A 16,527-nucleotide genomic window follows, 5' to 3' on the forward strand; every position below is an offset into this window, starting at 1 on the left:
TTACTTCGTTTCTAAATGTGTTTTATGTGAATTACAAGTCTTGCAATATTTCTTAACTTCTAATCTTTCAGCTGCTGAAGCATCACTTTTCATTGTCGTATAATTGCGGCTTCCGCAGTCTTTACAGGCTAGAGTAATCTTTTTCCTCATATTTACACCTATTTTCTCGACATCATTTCCTTAGTACCTTATCACAGTGTCGAAAAAGCTGTCAATATAGGTTTGATTAGAGACTAATCTCGCGAAGCTCTAAATATTTCTCTAATTTTCTCTTTACTCTTTGGAGTGCGTTATCAATTGATTTCACATGACGGTTTAAATCTTCAGAAATCTCTTGATAGGATCTGCCATCAAGGTAAAGCACAAGTACCTTTCTTTCCAGCTCACTTAGTAGTTCCCCCATTTTCATTTCAATATCATCAAATTCTTCTTTGCTAATGATTAAATCTTCTGGGTTAAGCGCTTTAGCACCGGAAATGACGTCCAACAATGTTCTGTCTGATTCTTCATCATATATTGGCTTGTCTAATGATACATAGGAATTTAACGGGATATGTTTTTGGCGAGTAGCTGTTTTAATTGCGGTGATAATTTGGCGGGTAATACATAATTCTGCAAAAGCCTTAAATGAAGTAAGCTTGTCCTCTCTGAAATCGCGGATAGACTTATAAAGTCCGATCATCCCCTCTTGGACAATGTCCTCTCGATCCGCTCCAATCAAGAAATAAGATCTTGCTTTTGCACGTACAAAATTGCGGTATTTCGTTATTAAGTAATCTAGCGCATCACTATCTCCGACATGAACCCTTTCAATGACTTGTTCATCTTCCAACTGGCAAAATTGCTCTCTGATGGATTTATCCTTGCTGTTGTTTAGATTCACTTCGATCCCCCCGACCGCACCTAGATAGAAATATTATACATTAATGGTTGAAATATCGTCAAGCTATTCCAGATTCCCACGCCGCCATTTTTCAAACGTTTTCAATACATCTTCTGACAATTCAATCTTGGATACTGGTTTATCAGAAGTAATCTTTTTGACTCTCGTCTCTATCTTTCGTTCGATCACTTCAATCTCTCTCAAAAGCTCTCGAGCCGACTTCCGAAGAGCTCCTTGTCCAAAAATTGCCCATTGTTCTGTGAAGTCTGAGGTCGCCACATGAATTTGCGTCCGAACATTATTCAAATCCTGGGCCAGCTTTTCAATCCGCTCATCAGCTGTTTCATTCTCTCTCGTAAAGATGACCTCTACTCGGTGGTTGATCCGCTTTTTTTCGATTCCTTTGACCATATGGGCATCGAATACGACAATGACTCGATACCCTGTGTATGCTTGATATTCTGCTAAATTTTGAATCAGCACGTCTCTGGCTTCTTCAAAGCTGTTTTCCTTTAAGTGCTGCAGCCGAGGCCATGCACCTATCATGTTGTATCCATCGACTAAGAGGATGTCCATCTCTATTCTCCTAACGGATAACGTTTTCGATACACTTCATACATCAATAGACTAGCGGCAACTGATGCGTTTAACGAAGTGACCTTCCCGGCCATAGGCAGCTTAATCAGAAAATCACACTTTTCCTTGATCAATCGGCCAATCCCTTTTCCTTCACTGCCAATCACAAGAGCAAGCGGCATCGTGCCATCAAATTGTCTATAATCCTGTTTGGCAGACGCATCTGTTCCCGCGACCCAGATTCCTCTTTCTTTCATCTCATCAAGAGCTCTTGAAAGATTGGTGACCTTAGCAACAGGAATATGTTCAATTGCCCCAGTAGATGCTTTGGCAACGGTTGTCGTTAAGCCGACCGCTCTCCTTTTCGGAATGACAATCCCGTGTGCACCTACAGCATCTGCTGTACGCATAATGGATCCTAAATTATGCGGGTCTTCAATTTCATCTAATATAAGAAAAAACGGCTGTTCATTCCGCTTTTCGGCAATTTGATACAGATCGTCCAATTCCGCATATTCATATGCTGCTACTTGTGCAACGATTCCCTGGTGCTGACCTGTTACCATTTGATCAAGCTTTTTCCTCGGAACATACTGAATGGTGATATTTTGTTTTTTAGCGAGTTCAATGACCTGCTGGGCTTGTCCTTTTACAGTGTTTTCTGCCATCCAGAGCTTGTATAACTCCCGATCTGACTTCAGTGTTTCAATCACTGCATTTTTCCCAATCACATAATCATGTTGCTGACTCATTTGTCTTCCTCCCTGACGTTCCGATTTCAATCGCCTGACTAATCAGCTCTTCTAAGCGTTCGTCCTGCTTTTCAATAAATAAATAACCCATGAGCGCTTCAAGCGCCGTACTATAACGATACGTTTGAACGTCTGTGTTTTTAGGCACTGTGCCTGATTTTGCATTTCTTCCTCTTTTCAGCACTGCTTCTTCTGCTTCAGTGAAAAAGCCTTGCTGCTGAAGCGTAAATAAAATAGCTGCCTGAGATTTAGCTGAAACAATCTTGCTTGCTCGTTTGTGCAGCTCATTTGGTTTTGTCGCCCCCGTTTGGAGGAGGTGATGCCTCACATAGACTTCAAAAATGGCATCACCCATATAAGCAAGCGCAAGTCCGTTCAACTGTTTACCGTCTTTCAGCTTTTCAAAATTCAACATGACCTATTCTCCTCTTTTCCAGCGAGTACCTTGAGGAGTGTCCTCCAATACAATATTCATGCTCTTTAACTGGTCACGAATTTGATCAGATAGCGCAAAGTCACGATTTCTTCTAGCCTCATTGCGTTTTTCAATTAACGCTTCTACTTCTTCGTCAAGCGTGTGCTTTTCTTCTAATGAGAAGCCAAGAACAGACGTGATTTCTTGGAATAAGCCGATAAATGCCTTGATCACTTCCTCCGAAGTATGATCATTTTCCATATAATAATTCGCCTGTTTCGCAAGTTCGAATAAAACAGAAATTGCATTTGCCGTATTAAAGTCATCATTCATTTCAGAAATAAATGTCGCACGCTGCTCTTCAATCTTCGCCAGCCATTCAGTATTGTCTTCTGTGATATTCGTGCTGCTCTCAAGGCGATGATGTAAATTAGCATACGACGTTTTGAGTCGGTTAAACGCACTCTTTGTACTCTCTAGTAAATCCATTGAGTAGTTAATTGGATGACGGTAGTGAACCGACAACATAAAGAAGCGTAGCACATCAGGATCTTGTTCTTTCACAATGTCATGCACGAGCACAAAGTTGCCAAGTGATTTTGACATTTTTTCATTCTCAATATTAATATATCCGTTATGCATCCAATACTTCGCAAAAGGTTTCCCTGTCAAAGCCTCGGATTGAGCGATTTCATTTTCATGGTGAGGGAAGGTTAAATCCTGTCCGCCAGCATGAATGTCGATCGTATCACCTAAATATTTTTTAACCATGGCCGAGCATTCGATGTGCCAGCCTGGGCGTCCTTCGCCCCACGGGCTATCCCATGAGATTTCTTGATCCTTTGCAGCCTTCCATAAAGCAAAGTCCAGTGCATCTCGTTTCTTCTCACCTACACGAATACGAGCACCTGTCTTCAGTTCATCAATCGACTGGTGGGAAAGCTTTCCGTAGCCTTCAAATGAGCGTGTGCTGTAATACACGTCGCCATCCGCTTCATAGGCGTAGCCTTTTTCAATCAATGTCGCAATAAATGCAATGATATCATCCATATTTTCCGTCACTCGCGGGTGAAGGTCAGCTTTTTTGCAGCCTAGTGCACTGACGTCTTCAAAGTAGGCTTGGATAAAGCGGTCAGCAATCGTCGGAACATCTTCTCCGAGTTCATTGGCTGCTTTGATGAGTTTATCATCCACATCTGTAAAGTTTGATACAAAGTTCACATCATAGCCGCTGTATTCTAAATACTTACGTACAGTGTCATAAACAATAGCAGGTCTGGCATTCCCGATATGAATGTAGTTATAAACGGTTGGTCCGCACACATACATCTTGACCTTTCCTGGTTCAAGCGGGACAAATTCTTCTTTCTTACGTGTCAATGTATTATAAATATTGATTGTCATGATTGTTCTTCCTTTCTGCTCAATGAAGCCAGCTCACCTTTTAGCTTTTCCATTTCTCGTTCCAATTCTTTGAAACGATCGGAAATTGGATCTGGCAAATCTTGATGATTGAGATCACGATTGATTTTCTTCCCATTTTGAACGACGACTCGCCCAGGTATACCGACAACGGTGGAATGGTCTGGTACGTCCTTTAACACGACTGACCCCGCACCAATCTTGGCCCCTTTTCCGACTGTAATGGAACCAAGCACCTTTGCACCTGTCGCAATGAGGGCATCGTCTAAAATGGTCGGGTGCCGCTTTCCCTTTTCTTTCCCTGTTCCCCCTAGTGTCACGCCTTGGAAAACAGTGACGTTGTCTCCAATTTCACATGTTTCCCCAATCACCACTCCCATGCCGTGGTCAATGAAGAAGCGCCTGCCAATAGTTGCCGCAGGGTGAATTTCCACCCCTGTGAAAAACCGGCTGACCTGAGAAATGATCCGCGCAAGAAAGTACAGCTTACGCTTATAAAATGCGTGCGCGATACGATGAGCCCAAATCGCATGAAGCCCTGAATAGGTTAGCACTACTTCAATATAGCTTCTAGCAGCAGGATCTTGATCAAACACAGTATCAATATCTTCTTTCAGCATTTTGAAAAACACATGCTCCCCCCGTTCTTCCCCATCAATCTCTCTTAGGACTTGCTCTCTTTTTTGGACAAATAAAAAACGCCTCTGCCAAATGACAGAGACGTTTTGAAAACGCGGTTCCACTCTGTTTAGAAAGCCCTCATTTTGCAGCCTTCTCAACTTAATCCCATAACGGAGGGTACCGCCCTTGCATACTAACGTACACGTGTTCCTCAAGGGTCTTGAGGGTGCATTTCCAACGTCTGCCCATAAGTCTCTTTCAGCCGGTGAAGACTCTTTCTGTGATGGACGAAAACATTGTACTTCTCCCTCGCAACGATTTCCTTATATTTGTTTAATGCGGTTTAATACCGTTTCTTTACCTAGTAGTTCAATACTTTGCGGAAGTTCTGGGCCATGCGTTTGTCCTGTGACAGCCACACGAATTGGCATGAATAGTTTCTTGCCTTTAAGCCCTGTTTCTTTTTGTACCGCTTTAATAGCAGCCTTGATTTCATCAGGTGTGAAAGACTCAAGCCGTTCAAGCTGACCAGCAAAAGATGCCATGACTTCTGGTACTTGCTCCTCTGCTAAAACTTCCTTTGCCTCTTGATTATACTCAATTTGCTCCTTAAAGAACAACTCTGTTAACTCAACAATTTCTGCTCCATAGCTTAATTGTTCGTGATACAGAGAAATAAGCTTGCGCACCCACGTGTTTTCTTCTTCTGTCAGCTGCTCGCTTACCTTGCCTGCCTTTTGAAGATGCGGAAGTGTTAACGCAACAACCTGATCAAGATCAAGTGCCTTCACGTATTGGTTATTTACCCATTTTAGTTTATGCATATCGAATAGAGCTGGTGACTTAGAAAGTCGGTTTACATCGAAAATGTCGATGAATTGCTCTTTTGTAAACAGTTCTTCTTCGCCCACCGGAGACCATCCAAGTAGTGCAATGAAGTTGAACAGGGCTTCTGGTAAATAGCCCAAGTTTTTATATTGCTCGATGAATTGAATAATGGATTCATCACGCTTACTTAATTTTTTGCGGTTCTCGTTCACAATCAGCGTCATATGTCCGAATAGCGGAACATCCCAGCCAAATGCGTTGAAGATCATGATTTGTTTAGGCGTATTCGAAATGTGATCCTCTCCGCGGAGAATGTGAGTCATTTTCATCAAATGATCATCCACTGCTACAGCGAAGTTATAAGTTGGCGTGCCGTCTTTCTTCACAATGACAAAATCACCGATGCCGTCTGTCTCAAATGAAATATCGCCTTTGACCATGTCGTCAAATTTGATGATTTCTCCTTTTGGCACTCGGAAGCGGATACTTGGCTCTCTTCCTTCAGCGATCAGCTTGTCCTCTTCTTCTTTTGATAAATGGCTGCATTTACCAGAATATCGAGGCATTTCACTGCGGGCGATTTGTGCTTCACGCTCTTCCTCTAGCTCTTCAGCCGTACAATAGCACTTATACGCCAAGTCTTTCTCTAGCAGCTCATCATAATATTTTTTGTAAATCTCATTACGCTCTGATTGTCTGTAAGGACCATAGCCGCCATCTTTATCAATGCTCTCATCCCAATCAATACCGAGCCATTGCAGGTGGCGAAGCTGGCTTTCTTCTCCGCCTTCTACATTACGCTTTTGATCCGTATCTTCGATTCGAATAATAAATTTGCCGCCTTGGCTGCGTGCGAACAAATAGTTGAAAAGAGCCGTTCTAGCATTCCCAATATGTAAATGACCAGTTGGACTCGGTGCATAACGAACACGCACTTCATTTCCCATGAGTTTAACTTCCTTTCATCTGCATCATGTTGTCTGACACCAATTTTTTATAAACGTATTTTATCATCAAATCCCATTCTCATCAAAATGGATTTCACTTTTTCTGAAGAAGCACTGTTGCCTGAGAGGCAATTCCTTCGCCTCTTCCTGTAAATCCAAGTTTCTCTGTCGTTGTTGCTTTCACATTCACCTGTGTGACATCTGCCTCAAGCGCTTCTGCAATCTTCTCACACATTGGTTGAATGTAAGGTGCCATTTTGGGCTTTTGCGCCATGATGGTGCAATCAATATTCACAAGTGTGTAGCCTTTTTCCTTTACTAGTGCCCACACATGCTGCAGTAATTTAAAAGAATCCGCATCCTTAAACTCAGGATCTGTGTCTGGGAAATGTCTGCCGATATCTCCTTCAGCAATCGCACCTAGGCAGGCATCTGCCACTGTGTGAAGCAGTACATCAGCGTCTGAATGCCCAAGCAGCCCCTTTTCATATGGGATGGTGACCCCGCCGATAATCAAAGGTCTTCCCTCTGTTAATTGATGTACATCAAAGCCTTGTCCTATTCTCAACATGATCTAGTACCCTCTTTCCGCATCCATAATTGCCTTGGCAACCAATAAATCATCCGGTGTCGTCAGCTTAATATTGGTGTAATCTCCTTGGACAATATACACGTTTTCACCATGTAATTGTTCCACAAGACTGGCGTCGTCTGTTCCAAGAAAGCCGGTCCGCTCCGCATATTCATGCGCCTCTTTTAAAATAGAATGACGAAAAGCTTGTGGGGTCTGGACTGCCCACAAGCTCTGACGTTCAATGGTTTGTTCCACTTTGCCTTCTTGAACGCGCTTGATTGTGTCTTTCACTGGTACCGCTACAACTGCGGAGCCTTTTTCAATCGCTGCTTTAACGAGCAAGTCAATCTGTGTATGCTTAATAAAAGGCCTTGCCCCATCATGAACAAGCACGATGTCTGCATCTTTCACAGCCTTTAATCCTTCGTATACACTTTGCTGACGTTCTTCACCGCCAGTGACAAGTGAAACAGGCGTTTGAAAAGCGTGTACCTTGAGTAGCCTTTCAAAGTCTTGACGCTCCTCTTCATTGATCGCTAGGATCATGCGTTTGCATTGCGAATGAGCGTCAAACACCTTTAGTGTATGAATAATGACCGGCATTCTTTTCAGCTCAATAAAAAGCTTATTGCGGCCGGCCTTCATTCGTTTCCCCTGCCCCGCAGCCGGAATAACTACTTCATAATACATGTTCGTTCTCCCTTTAGAGCGCCTTCTCCAGAAGTTTTGGCTTCGCAAAAATCATTCTTCCAGCAGCAGTCTGCAGCACACTTGTGACGAGCACATCGATGTCTTTTCCAATGTAATTGCGTCCTTCTTCGACCACAATCATCGTACCGTCATCTAAGTAAGCAACACCTTGGTTATGCTCTTTCCCATCTTTAATGACCTGTACCTTCATTTCTTCCCCAGGCAGCACAACCGGTTTCACCGCATTGGCTAGATCATTGATGTTTAACACTGCTACTTTTTGAAGTTCGCATACTTTATTTAAATTAAAATCATTTGTCACAACAACACCTGAAGTTAATTTAGCGAGCTTCACAAGCTTGCTATCAACCTCTTGAATGTCTTCAAAGTCACCTTCGTAAATTTCAACTTTGATATCTAATTCTTTTTGAATACGATTTAAAATATCAAGACCTCTTCGGCCTCTATTTCTCTTTAATACATCAGAAGAGTCTGCAATATGCTGTAATTCCTCGAGCACAAATTGAGGAATGACCATGACACCTTCTAAGAATCCAGTTTGACAAATATCTGCGATTCTTCCATCAATGATAACACTTGTGTCTAAAATTTTCAGCTTTTTATCTTCTATTTCAGGTTCATCATCAGCTGCTCCTTTTTTCTTGGTGACCTTTGCAGATCGGGAGAACAGCCCCATCATTTCATCCTTCTTCTTAAACCCTACCTGAAATCCAAGGTATCCTAAAAAGAAAGCCAGGAAAATCGGAATAATGGTACCAAAAATATGATATGGGATATTGTTTAGCGGGATCACGTTTACAATAAGATATGCTAGAATAAGTCCAAATACTAATCCGAAACTTCCAGATATAAGATCAGGAAGAGGCGCCTTTAATAGAGAATCCTCGATCCATTTCACCCAATTAACCACATAGCCTGTGCACCATTTGCCGATGATAAAGAACACAGCGGCTCCTATTAGTGCTGAAGAGTAAGCATTTGTTATGAAAGGTATGTCCTTTACATTTAACAGCAGAAATAACTCTGGAATGATAAAAATCCCTACAACTGCACCAAAAATGATAAAAAACGCCTGAACGATTCTTTTTAACATACCTTCACCTCCTTTATTTTTCATCTGTCAATCCACCCTCACCTGACATTGATATATGTTTAAGTTTCCTATCATAATCAACAGAAAACAAAAGCATCATTAATATACCCATATTCATCCATTTTTAACCGTATTTAAGAAAAATTTCTCTCCTTATAGCTGGCGGTCGATATAATGTTTTTCTTGCAGTCTTTTTAATCCTTTTTTTATCTTTTTCGCTCTTACTTCTCCAATTCCTTCTACTTCATCCAAATCTTGTACATCCGCTTCCATAATTCGATCTAACACACCGAACGCTTCAACCACGTTTTCGACGATTGGCATAGGCAGTCTAGGGATTTTGTGAAGCAATCTGTAGCCTCTTGTGTACACATATTCGTCAATATTTGTAGAAGCTGGATAGCCAAGTAACTTGTACAGAATGGAGTCATCTAAAAGCTCAAAGCTAGACATATCTTGTAGCTGTTTAAGCAGAACATATGGATCTTTAATCTTTTCTTTCACGTAATCTTTAATAAATAAAGCCGCTTCCTGCTCCATATCTGTAATCAGTTCATTGACTTGCAGACGGATCAAATGTCCTTCTGTTCCGAGCTCTTTGATATACATATTGATTTCATTTTTGATTCTAAGCACCATCTCGTAACGATGCAGCACGGATAATACATCACCAAAGGTCACAAGCTCTTCAAATTCTAGGGCGCTTAGCGCAGAAATGGCGTGATCTAAAATGGTTTTATATTTCTCAAGTGTTTGTATGGCTTGGTTGGCCTTCGTTAAAATAAAGCCAATATCTTTCAGCGTATAACGACGATTCCCTTGGTATAAGGTAATGACGTTCCTCCGTTCAGAAATCGCAATGATTAAGCAGCCTGTCTGCTTCGCTACACGTTCAGCAGTACGGTGCCTCATGCCCGTTTCCGATGAATGGATGGTTGCATCTGGCATGAGCTGTGTATTCGCATACAAGATCTTTTGACCAGAATCGCTTAAAATAATGGCACCATCCATCTTAGCCAATTCATATAAGTGTGCTGGGGAGAAGGCAGAGTTAATATGAAACCCTCCATCTACAACACTCTTGACTTTGTCGTTATAACCAACAACAATGAGCCCGCCAGTATTGGCCCTCAGGACATTTTCGATCCCAGCCCGAAGAGGTGTCCCTGGTGCCACAAACTGTACGATATCTAAGAGATCGAGTTCTCTCGCTCCTTTTTTCTCTTTTTCCATTTCTATGATCCCCCTAGTGAAATTCGAAGTGCCTCCGCTACATTTTCTACACCGACTAACTCAATCCCTCTCGGCTTTTTCCATCCATCTATATTCGCCTGAGGAATAAACATTCGCTTAAATCCTAGTTTCGCAGCTTCCTGCACACGCTGTTCAATTCTTGATACTCTTCTGACTTCTCCCGTCAGACCGACCTCTCCTATAAAGCAATCCGCTTGATGCGGCGCTGCGTCTTTAAAGCTTGAAGCAATACTGACGGCAATGGCCAAGTCAATCGCCGGTTCGTCAAGCTTCACACCGCCTGCGACCTTTAAATACGCATCTTGGTTTTGCAGCAGCAGTCCGACACGTTTTTCTAAAACCGCCATGAGCAATGACACACGATTATGATCAAGGCCTGTAGCCATTCTCCGTGGATTTCCAAAGCTTGTCGGTGAAATTAATGCTTGTATCTCGACAAGAACAGGTCTTGTTCCTTCCATTGAGGCAACAACACACGATCCAGATACACCTGCCGAACGTTCTTCTAAGAAAATTTCGGATGGGTTTAATACTTCCGTGAGTCCTTCCTCTCTCATTTCAAAAATCCCTAGTTCATTCGTCGAGCCAAATCGGTTTTTCACCGCACGTAAGATACGAAACGTATGATGACGCTCGCCTTCAAAATAAAGAACCGTGTCCACCATATGCTCTAAAAGGCGTGGACCTGCGATCGAGCCTTCTTTGGTCACGTGACCAACGATAAATATTGGAATACCATTTGTCTTGGCAATTTTCATCAGCTGTGCTGTACATTCTCTCACTTGAGATACAGACCCAGGAGCTGACGTAATATCGCTTTGATAAACGGTTTGAATCGAATCCACCACGACAAAAGCGGGTTTCATCTCTTGTATAGCAGACGTTATATACTCCATATCGGTTTCAGCCAAAACATGTAAAGAGGTGCTTTTTATGCCGAGGCGGTCCGCTCTTAGCTTCGTTTGTTTAATGGACTCCTCACCAGATATGTATAATACATTCTGATTTTTGTCTGAGAGCTGTGCTGATACTTGTAATAATAATGTGGACTTCCCAATCCCAGGATCTCCGCCAATGAGAACAAGAGAGCCTTTGACAATTCCACTTCCTAATACTCGGTTAAATTCTTCTAAATTCGTTTTGATTCGGGGTTCATCTGATGTTTCAATTGCAGATATAGGTGAAGGTTTTTGAATGGTTTGAACAGAATGATTAAAAGCGCTTCGACGGTTTGCCGGCTCTTTGCGAACGACCTCTTCTGTCATACTGTTCCACGTGCCGCAGCCTGGACATTTCCCCATCCATTTGGCTGACTCATAACCGCACGATTGGCATATAAATTTTGATTTTGTCTTAGCCATAGATTGAAGAATACAACTCCTTATACTGATCAGAAAATAAGTAAAGGGAGGCATACACTTTACTGGTATGCCTCACACTTTTTTCTTACTATATTAGTTCGTAGCAGCCGTCGTTTTTACGACAATTTCTCCATCTTCCACATCTAATACGATATGTTGACCTTTTTCAATATTACCCTTCAGAAGCTCCTCAGAAAGTCGATCCTCCACATGCTTTTGAATCGCTCTTCTTAACGGGCGCGCACCGTACTCAAGATCTACACCTTCGTCGGCAATCTTCGCTTTTGCTGCTTCCGTCAATTCGATTGAAAGGTCTTGTTCTTTTAATCGTTTCGTCAATTGATCAGACATGAGAGACACGATCTCTTTTAGATGTTTCTTTTCAAGTGAATGGAAGACAATGATTTCATCAATACGGTTGATGAATTCTGGTCTAAATGCACGCTTCAACTCGCCCATCACTTTGCCTTTCATATCCTTGTAATTTTGTCCTTCATCCTGCACATTAAAGCCAACATATTTATTTCGCTTCAGTTCACTAGCTCCAACGTTGGATGTCATGATCAAAATCGTATTTCTAAAGTCAACGGTACGCCCTTTAGAATCAGTCAGACGGCCATCTTCTAACACTTGTAGCAAAATGTTGAATACATCTGGATGTGCCTTTTCAATCTCGTCTAAAAGCACAACAGAATAAGGTTTTCTTCTCACTTTTTCAGTCAGTTGACCGCCTTCTTCATAGCCAACATAGCCTGGAGGTGACCCAACAAGTCTAGATGTAGAGTGTTTTTCCATGTATTCAGACATATCAATACGGATCATCGCTTCTTCATCACCGAAAATAGACTCTGCGAGTGCTCTTGCAAGCTCCGTTTTACCAACCCCTGTTGGGCCTAAGAAGATAAAGGAGCCGATTGGACGTTTTGGATCTTTTAGGCCAGCACGCGCACGTCTCACAGCTTTTGCTACAGCGACAACCGCTTCATCCTGCCCGATCACACGAGAATGGAGCAATTGTTCCATATTGAGAAGCTTATCTGTTTCTGTTTGTGCAATTTTTGAAACAGGCACTCCCGTCCAGCTAGAGACAACCATTGCGATATCATCCACTGATACCTCTGAATTCTCCTGTCCTTGCTTTTCTTTCCAAGATTTCTTTGTGACTTCTACTTTTTCACGCAAACGCTGTTCCGTATCGCGAAGAGAAGCTGCTTTTTCAAATTCCTGACTTTGAACAGCAGCATCCTTTTCCTTGCGTACTTCATCGAGCTTTTGCTCTAGTTCTTTTAGGTTAGGCGGTGTTGTGAAAGAACGTAAGCGGACTTTCGAACCTGCCTCATCAATTAAATCAATCGCCTTATCTGGAAGGAAACGATCAGAAATATAACGGTCAGACAGCTTCACCGCCGCCTCAATCGCTTCATCCGTAATGGACACACGGTGATGTGCCTCATAACGATCTCTAAGTCCTCTTAAGATTTGAATACTTTCATCAACAGATGGCTGATCCACTTGAATTGGCTGGAAACGTCGTTCAAGCGCAGCATCCTTTTCAATATATTTACGGTACTCATCTAACGTTGTCGCCCCGATACATTGAAGCTCTCCACGTGCTAAGGATGGTTTGAGAATATTAGATGCGTCAATCGCACCCTCTGCTCCACCAGCACCAATGAGTGTATGAAGCTCATCAATGAAGAGAATGATATTTCCTGCCTGACGAATTTCGTCCATGACTTTTTTCAAACGATCCTCAAATTCACCACGATATTTCGTTCCCGCTACAACGGTTCCCATATCAAGTGTCATCACTCGTTTATCGCGCAGGATTTCAGGCACTTCATTATGAATAATTTGCTGCGCAAGACCTTCAGCGATGGCTGTTTTACCAACACCAGGCTCACCAATCAGCACAGGGTTATTTTTTGTTCTTCTGCTTAGGACCTCAATGACACGCTGAATTTCTTTGCTTCGTCCAATGACAGGGTCCAAACTGTCTTCTTTCGCAATAGCTGTTAAATCCCTTGCCAAGCTATCTAATGTTGGTGTATTTGCATTGCTGTTAGAGCCAGCGGCAGATGCACCTGTTTCATTGCTGCCAAGCAGCTGCAGAACTTGCTGACGTGCTTTATTTAAGCTCACTCCGAGGTTATTTAAAACGCGGGCAGCTACACCCTCTCCCTCGCGAATAAGACCTAATAGAATATGTTCTGTCCCTACATAGGAATGACCTAGCTTTCTTGCTTCATCCATTGAAAGCTCAGTGACCTTCTTCGCTCTAGGCGTATAATGAGGAATAGCTTGAGACACCTCTTGCCCTCTTCCAATCAAGCTTTCGACTTCTTTTTGGATTTTATCTGAAACAAGGCCCAGTGCTTCTAATGCTTTTGCGGCGATGCCCTCACCCTCACGTACTAGACCAAGTAAAATGTGCTCAGTACCAATGTTCTTATGGCCTAGGCGAATGGCTTCTTCTTGTGCAAGTGCTAATACCTTTTGAGCTCTTTCAGTGAATCTTCCAAACATCATATCGTTTCATCCTCCTGTCCATTCCTATGCATTTCTAAACGCAGCCTTTCTCTAATAATCGCTGCTCGTTTTATATCTCGTTCATTTGGCTCCAAAGCTCCTCCTGAGTACTGTTGAAGAAAGCCTGGCTGAGTCAAAATCATGAGTTCATTCAGTATATTACTTGAAAGCCCCTTAATGATACCTAAATCAATTCCAAGGCGCACATCTGACAAACACTTTGCTGTTTCCTTTGATTCAATCATACGACAATTGGACAATATCCCTAAGGAACGGTACACTCTGTCCTCAAGTTCAATTTGAGATGTTTGATATAACGCCTTTCGTGCAGATCGCTCTTGTTCAATGAGCTGAGCGGTCACACTATTTAAGTCGTCTACAATATCTTCTTCTGATTGACCAAGTGTCATTTGATTTGAAATTTGAAAGATGTTCCCTATTGCTTCGCTACCTTCACCATAAATTCCTCTGACTACAAGACCTAATTGATTAATGGCCGGAATAATCCGATTCATTTGTCTTGTTAGGGCTAAAGCTGGTAAATGCATCATGACCGATGCCCTAATACCTGTACCTACATTAGTTGGACAGCTTGTTAAGTATCCCCGCTTTTCAGAAAACGCATAATCCACTTGCTCTTCAATCCAGTCATCTATCTGATTAGCCGCTTTTAATGCATTGGCTAGTTGGAAACCTGGGAATAAGCATTGGATTCGAATATGGTCTTCTTCATTCAGCATCACACTGATTTCCTCATTTTCAGAAAGCAAACAACCGCCAAATCTTGATTCTGCTAAGTTTGGGCTGATCAAATGCTTTTCAACAAGTACTCTCTTTGCTAAAGGCTGCGTTTCATTCATACGAATCAGAACAAAGTTTCCGATGTCCTTCACTTCCTGGCTAGCAAACTTTTGCTCGAATTGCTGGAGGACAGCTTCAGCCTCTTCTTGAGAAAACTGAGTTGGGAAACGAACATGCTCTAGGTTGCGTGCTAGCCGGATTCGACTGCTTAGAACAATGTCACTTTCTGGTCCTTTTTGTTTCATCCATTGACTTAAAGCGTCTTGAATAAAATGCTGGAGCGACATGTTGTTAATCTCCCTCCCTCTGCTGAGATTGTTCATGCTCTAATGCACGAATTTGATCTCGAACTTCCGCTGCCTTTTCAAACTCTTCTTGTTCAATTAACTGTTTCAGCTCTTGCTGCATCATCTCAAGTTTCCGGCGGACATGAAGACTGCCGGCAATCCGTTTAGGCACTTTTCCATTATGGACTGTATTTCCACTATGGACTTTCCGTAAAACAGGGTTCAGATACTGATCAAATGAACGATAGCATTCTGCACAGCCAAAACGGCCTGTTTTTCTGAATTGTTGAAAGGTTAAGCCACACTTAGGACATTGATCCACTTCTCTCGCTTCTTGAAAAATAGAAGATCCCTTATTAGCACTTGTGGTAAAGCTAGGATCAATATTCAATAAACCTGATAATAAGTTGTGAATCGAGAAACCTTGGTTTCCACTCATAGCATATGAATCACTGTTTTCTTTTGCACATTGTTCACATATGTGCATTTCTTGTTTTTCTCCATTTATAACTTTCGTAAAGTGAAAAGTGGCTGGTCTCTCATTGCATTCTTGACAAATCAATCTTTTCACCCGCTTTACTTTAATTTCAAAGCATTTAACATCGCTTTCATCATCCGAGCTCTCAATTCATCTCGTTCAGGTAAATCAATGTGCAAAACAGAACGGTCCATGACACTGATCATCATCTTAGCTTCTCTTTCAGATAAAATGTTATTTTCTACAAGACGCATGATGATATGATCAGAGGCAGCCTGTGATAAACGATGATATATTTGGGAAATAATGTTGTTCAATAAGTCGACTTCATCATTCATTTTGACTTTAATGATGCGGATATAGCCACCGCCGCCACGCTTACTTTCAACGATATAGCCTCTCTCGCTCGTAAAGCGTGTATTGATAACATAGTTAATTTGTGAAGGTACGCATTGAAACTTATCTGCAATTTCATTGCGCTTAATTTCTAATATTTCTCGACCATTCTGATCCAAGACTTCCTTCAAATACTGCTCGATGATATCAGAAATATTTTGTGCCACTCCGCCTCCTCCTCCATTGACTTTGACTATATTTGACTTTAACCTTACTATAAATTTTTTCGATCGATTTTTCAAGATAATCGCTCAACTAAGAATATTATTTCCACATTTATATGGTGTCAAACCTCTCAAAAACACAAAAAAGACCAGTTCCGTATGGAACTGATCCTTAGAAAAGCTTGGCGGCGTCCTACTCTCACAGGGGGAAACCCCCAACTACCATCGGCGCTGAAGAGCTTAACTTCCGTGTTCGGTATGGGAACGGGTGTGACCTCTTCGCTATCGCCACCAAACCTGATGGAGAGAATGTTCTCTCAAAACTAGATAACAATGTTCAAGCTTCACATTAGAATATAGGTTAAGTCCTCGATCTATTAGTATCTGTCAGCTCCACGTGTCACCACGCTTCCACCTCAGACCTATCAACCTGAT

Annotated in this window: 17 protein-coding genes, 1 rRNA gene and 1 other annotated feature; all 18 genes read right to left on the minus strand. The window is 42.0% G+C overall.

Annotated features, from left to right (window positions below; translation table 11 throughout):
* A complete protein-coding gene (rpmG, locus tag C6Y02_RS18010) occupies positions 1-150 on the minus strand; it encodes a 50S ribosomal protein L33 (RefSeq protein ID WP_012008694.1) in 150 nt (49 codons plus the stop codon).
* 76 nt (positions 151-226) lie between these two features.
* A complete protein-coding gene (sigH, locus tag C6Y02_RS18015) occupies positions 227-883 on the minus strand; it encodes an RNA polymerase sporulation sigma factor SigH (protein ID WP_003217132.1) in 657 nt (218 codons plus the stop codon).
* A gap of 63 nt (positions 884-946) precedes the next feature.
* A complete protein-coding gene (gene rae1, locus C6Y02_RS18020) occupies positions 947-1,459 on the minus strand; it encodes a ribosome-dependent mRNA decay endonuclease Rae1/YacP (protein WP_034665628.1) in 513 nt (170 codons plus the stop codon).
* A gap of 2 nt (positions 1,460-1,461) precedes the next feature.
* On the minus strand, positions 1,462-2,211 hold the full coding sequence (rlmB, locus tag C6Y02_RS18025) for a 23S rRNA (guanosine(2251)-2'-O)-methyltransferase RlmB (protein ID WP_034665632.1): 750 nt from the start codon (positions 2,209-2,211) through the stop codon (positions 1,462-1,464).
* Positions 2,195-2,626, minus strand: coding sequence for a Mini-ribonuclease 3 (locus C6Y02_RS18030; RefSeq protein ID WP_034665636.1), 432 nt, complete (start codon positions 2,624-2,626; stop codon positions 2,195-2,197). The genes rlmB and C6Y02_RS18030 overlap by 17 nt, the downstream gene beginning before the upstream one ends.
* 3 nt (positions 2,627-2,629) lie before the next feature.
* Entirely contained in the window at positions 2,630-4,030 is a 1,401-nt protein-coding gene (cysS, locus tag C6Y02_RS18035; RefSeq protein ID WP_106031909.1) for a cysteine--tRNA ligase, read from the minus strand.
* Complete coding sequence (cysE, locus tag C6Y02_RS18040) at positions 4,027-4,680, minus strand: serine O-acetyltransferase (protein WP_012008691.1); 654 nt, start codon at positions 4,678-4,680, stop codon at positions 4,027-4,029. The genes cysS and cysE overlap by 4 nt, the downstream gene beginning before the upstream one ends.
* A gap of 81 nt (positions 4,681-4,761) precedes the next feature.
* Positions 4,762-4,993: a binding site (T-box leader), on the minus strand.
* Positions 4,993-6,444, minus strand: a complete 1,452-nt coding sequence (gene gltX, locus C6Y02_RS18045) for a glutamate--tRNA ligase (protein WP_106031910.1) — start codon at positions 6,442-6,444, stop codon at positions 4,993-4,995. It overlaps the preceding feature by 1 nt.
* A gap of 94 nt (positions 6,445-6,538) precedes the next feature.
* A complete protein-coding gene (gene ispF / locus C6Y02_RS18050; RefSeq protein ID WP_003216928.1) occupies positions 6,539-7,015 on the minus strand; it encodes a 2-C-methyl-D-erythritol 2,4-cyclodiphosphate synthase in 477 nt (158 codons plus the stop codon).
* 3 nt (positions 7,016-7,018) lie between these two features.
* Positions 7,019-7,708 (minus strand): 2-C-methyl-D-erythritol 4-phosphate cytidylyltransferase, encoded by a 690-nt coding sequence (ispD, locus tag C6Y02_RS18055; protein WP_034665643.1) that lies wholly within the window; start codon positions 7,706-7,708, stop codon positions 7,019-7,021.
* 13 nt (positions 7,709-7,721) lie between these two features.
* Positions 7,722-8,822, minus strand: coding sequence for a PIN/TRAM domain-containing protein (locus tag C6Y02_RS18060; RefSeq protein WP_003217214.1), 1,101 nt, complete (start codon positions 8,820-8,822; stop codon positions 7,722-7,724).
* A 153-nt stretch (positions 8,823-8,975) separates the two neighbouring features.
* Entirely contained in the window at positions 8,976-10,055 is a 1,080-nt protein-coding gene (gene disA, locus C6Y02_RS18065; protein WP_012008686.1) for a DNA integrity scanning diadenylate cyclase DisA, read from the minus strand.
* A gap of 2 nt (positions 10,056-10,057) precedes the next feature.
* Entirely contained in the window at positions 10,058-11,437 is a 1,380-nt protein-coding gene (radA, locus tag C6Y02_RS18070) for a DNA repair protein RadA (protein WP_034620767.1), read from the minus strand.
* A gap of 93 nt (positions 11,438-11,530) precedes the next feature.
* On the minus strand, positions 11,531-13,966 hold the full coding sequence (gene clpC / locus C6Y02_RS18075; RefSeq protein ID WP_034665649.1) for an ATP-dependent protease ATP-binding subunit ClpC: 2,436 nt from the start codon (positions 13,964-13,966) through the stop codon (positions 11,531-11,533).
* Positions 13,963-15,054 (minus strand): protein-arginine kinase McsB, encoded by a 1,092-nt coding sequence (gene mcsB, locus C6Y02_RS18080; RefSeq protein WP_034665652.1) that lies wholly within the window; start codon positions 15,052-15,054, stop codon positions 13,963-13,965. The genes clpC and mcsB overlap by 4 nt, the downstream gene beginning before the upstream one ends.
* Before the next feature lie 4 nt (positions 15,055-15,058).
* The gene (gene mcsA, locus C6Y02_RS18085) at positions 15,059-15,616 is read right to left on the minus strand and encodes a protein-arginine kinase activator protein McsA (protein WP_066031441.1); all 558 of its coding nucleotides are present in this window, start codon (positions 15,614-15,616) and stop codon (positions 15,059-15,061) included.
* 14 nt (positions 15,617-15,630) lie between these two features.
* A complete protein-coding gene (locus C6Y02_RS18090) occupies positions 15,631-16,095 on the minus strand; it encodes a CtsR family transcriptional regulator (protein WP_003217184.1) in 465 nt (154 codons plus the stop codon).
* Between the two features lie 177 nt (positions 16,096-16,272).
* Positions 16,273-16,388, minus strand: a 5S ribosomal RNA gene (gene rrf, locus C6Y02_RS18095).
* Positions 16,389-16,527: the final 139 nt, after the last annotated feature.

Source organism: Bacillus sp. NMCC4 (genome assembly GCF_002998555.1).
Taxonomy (GTDB): Bacteria; Bacillota; Bacilli; order Bacillales; family Bacillaceae; genus Bacillus.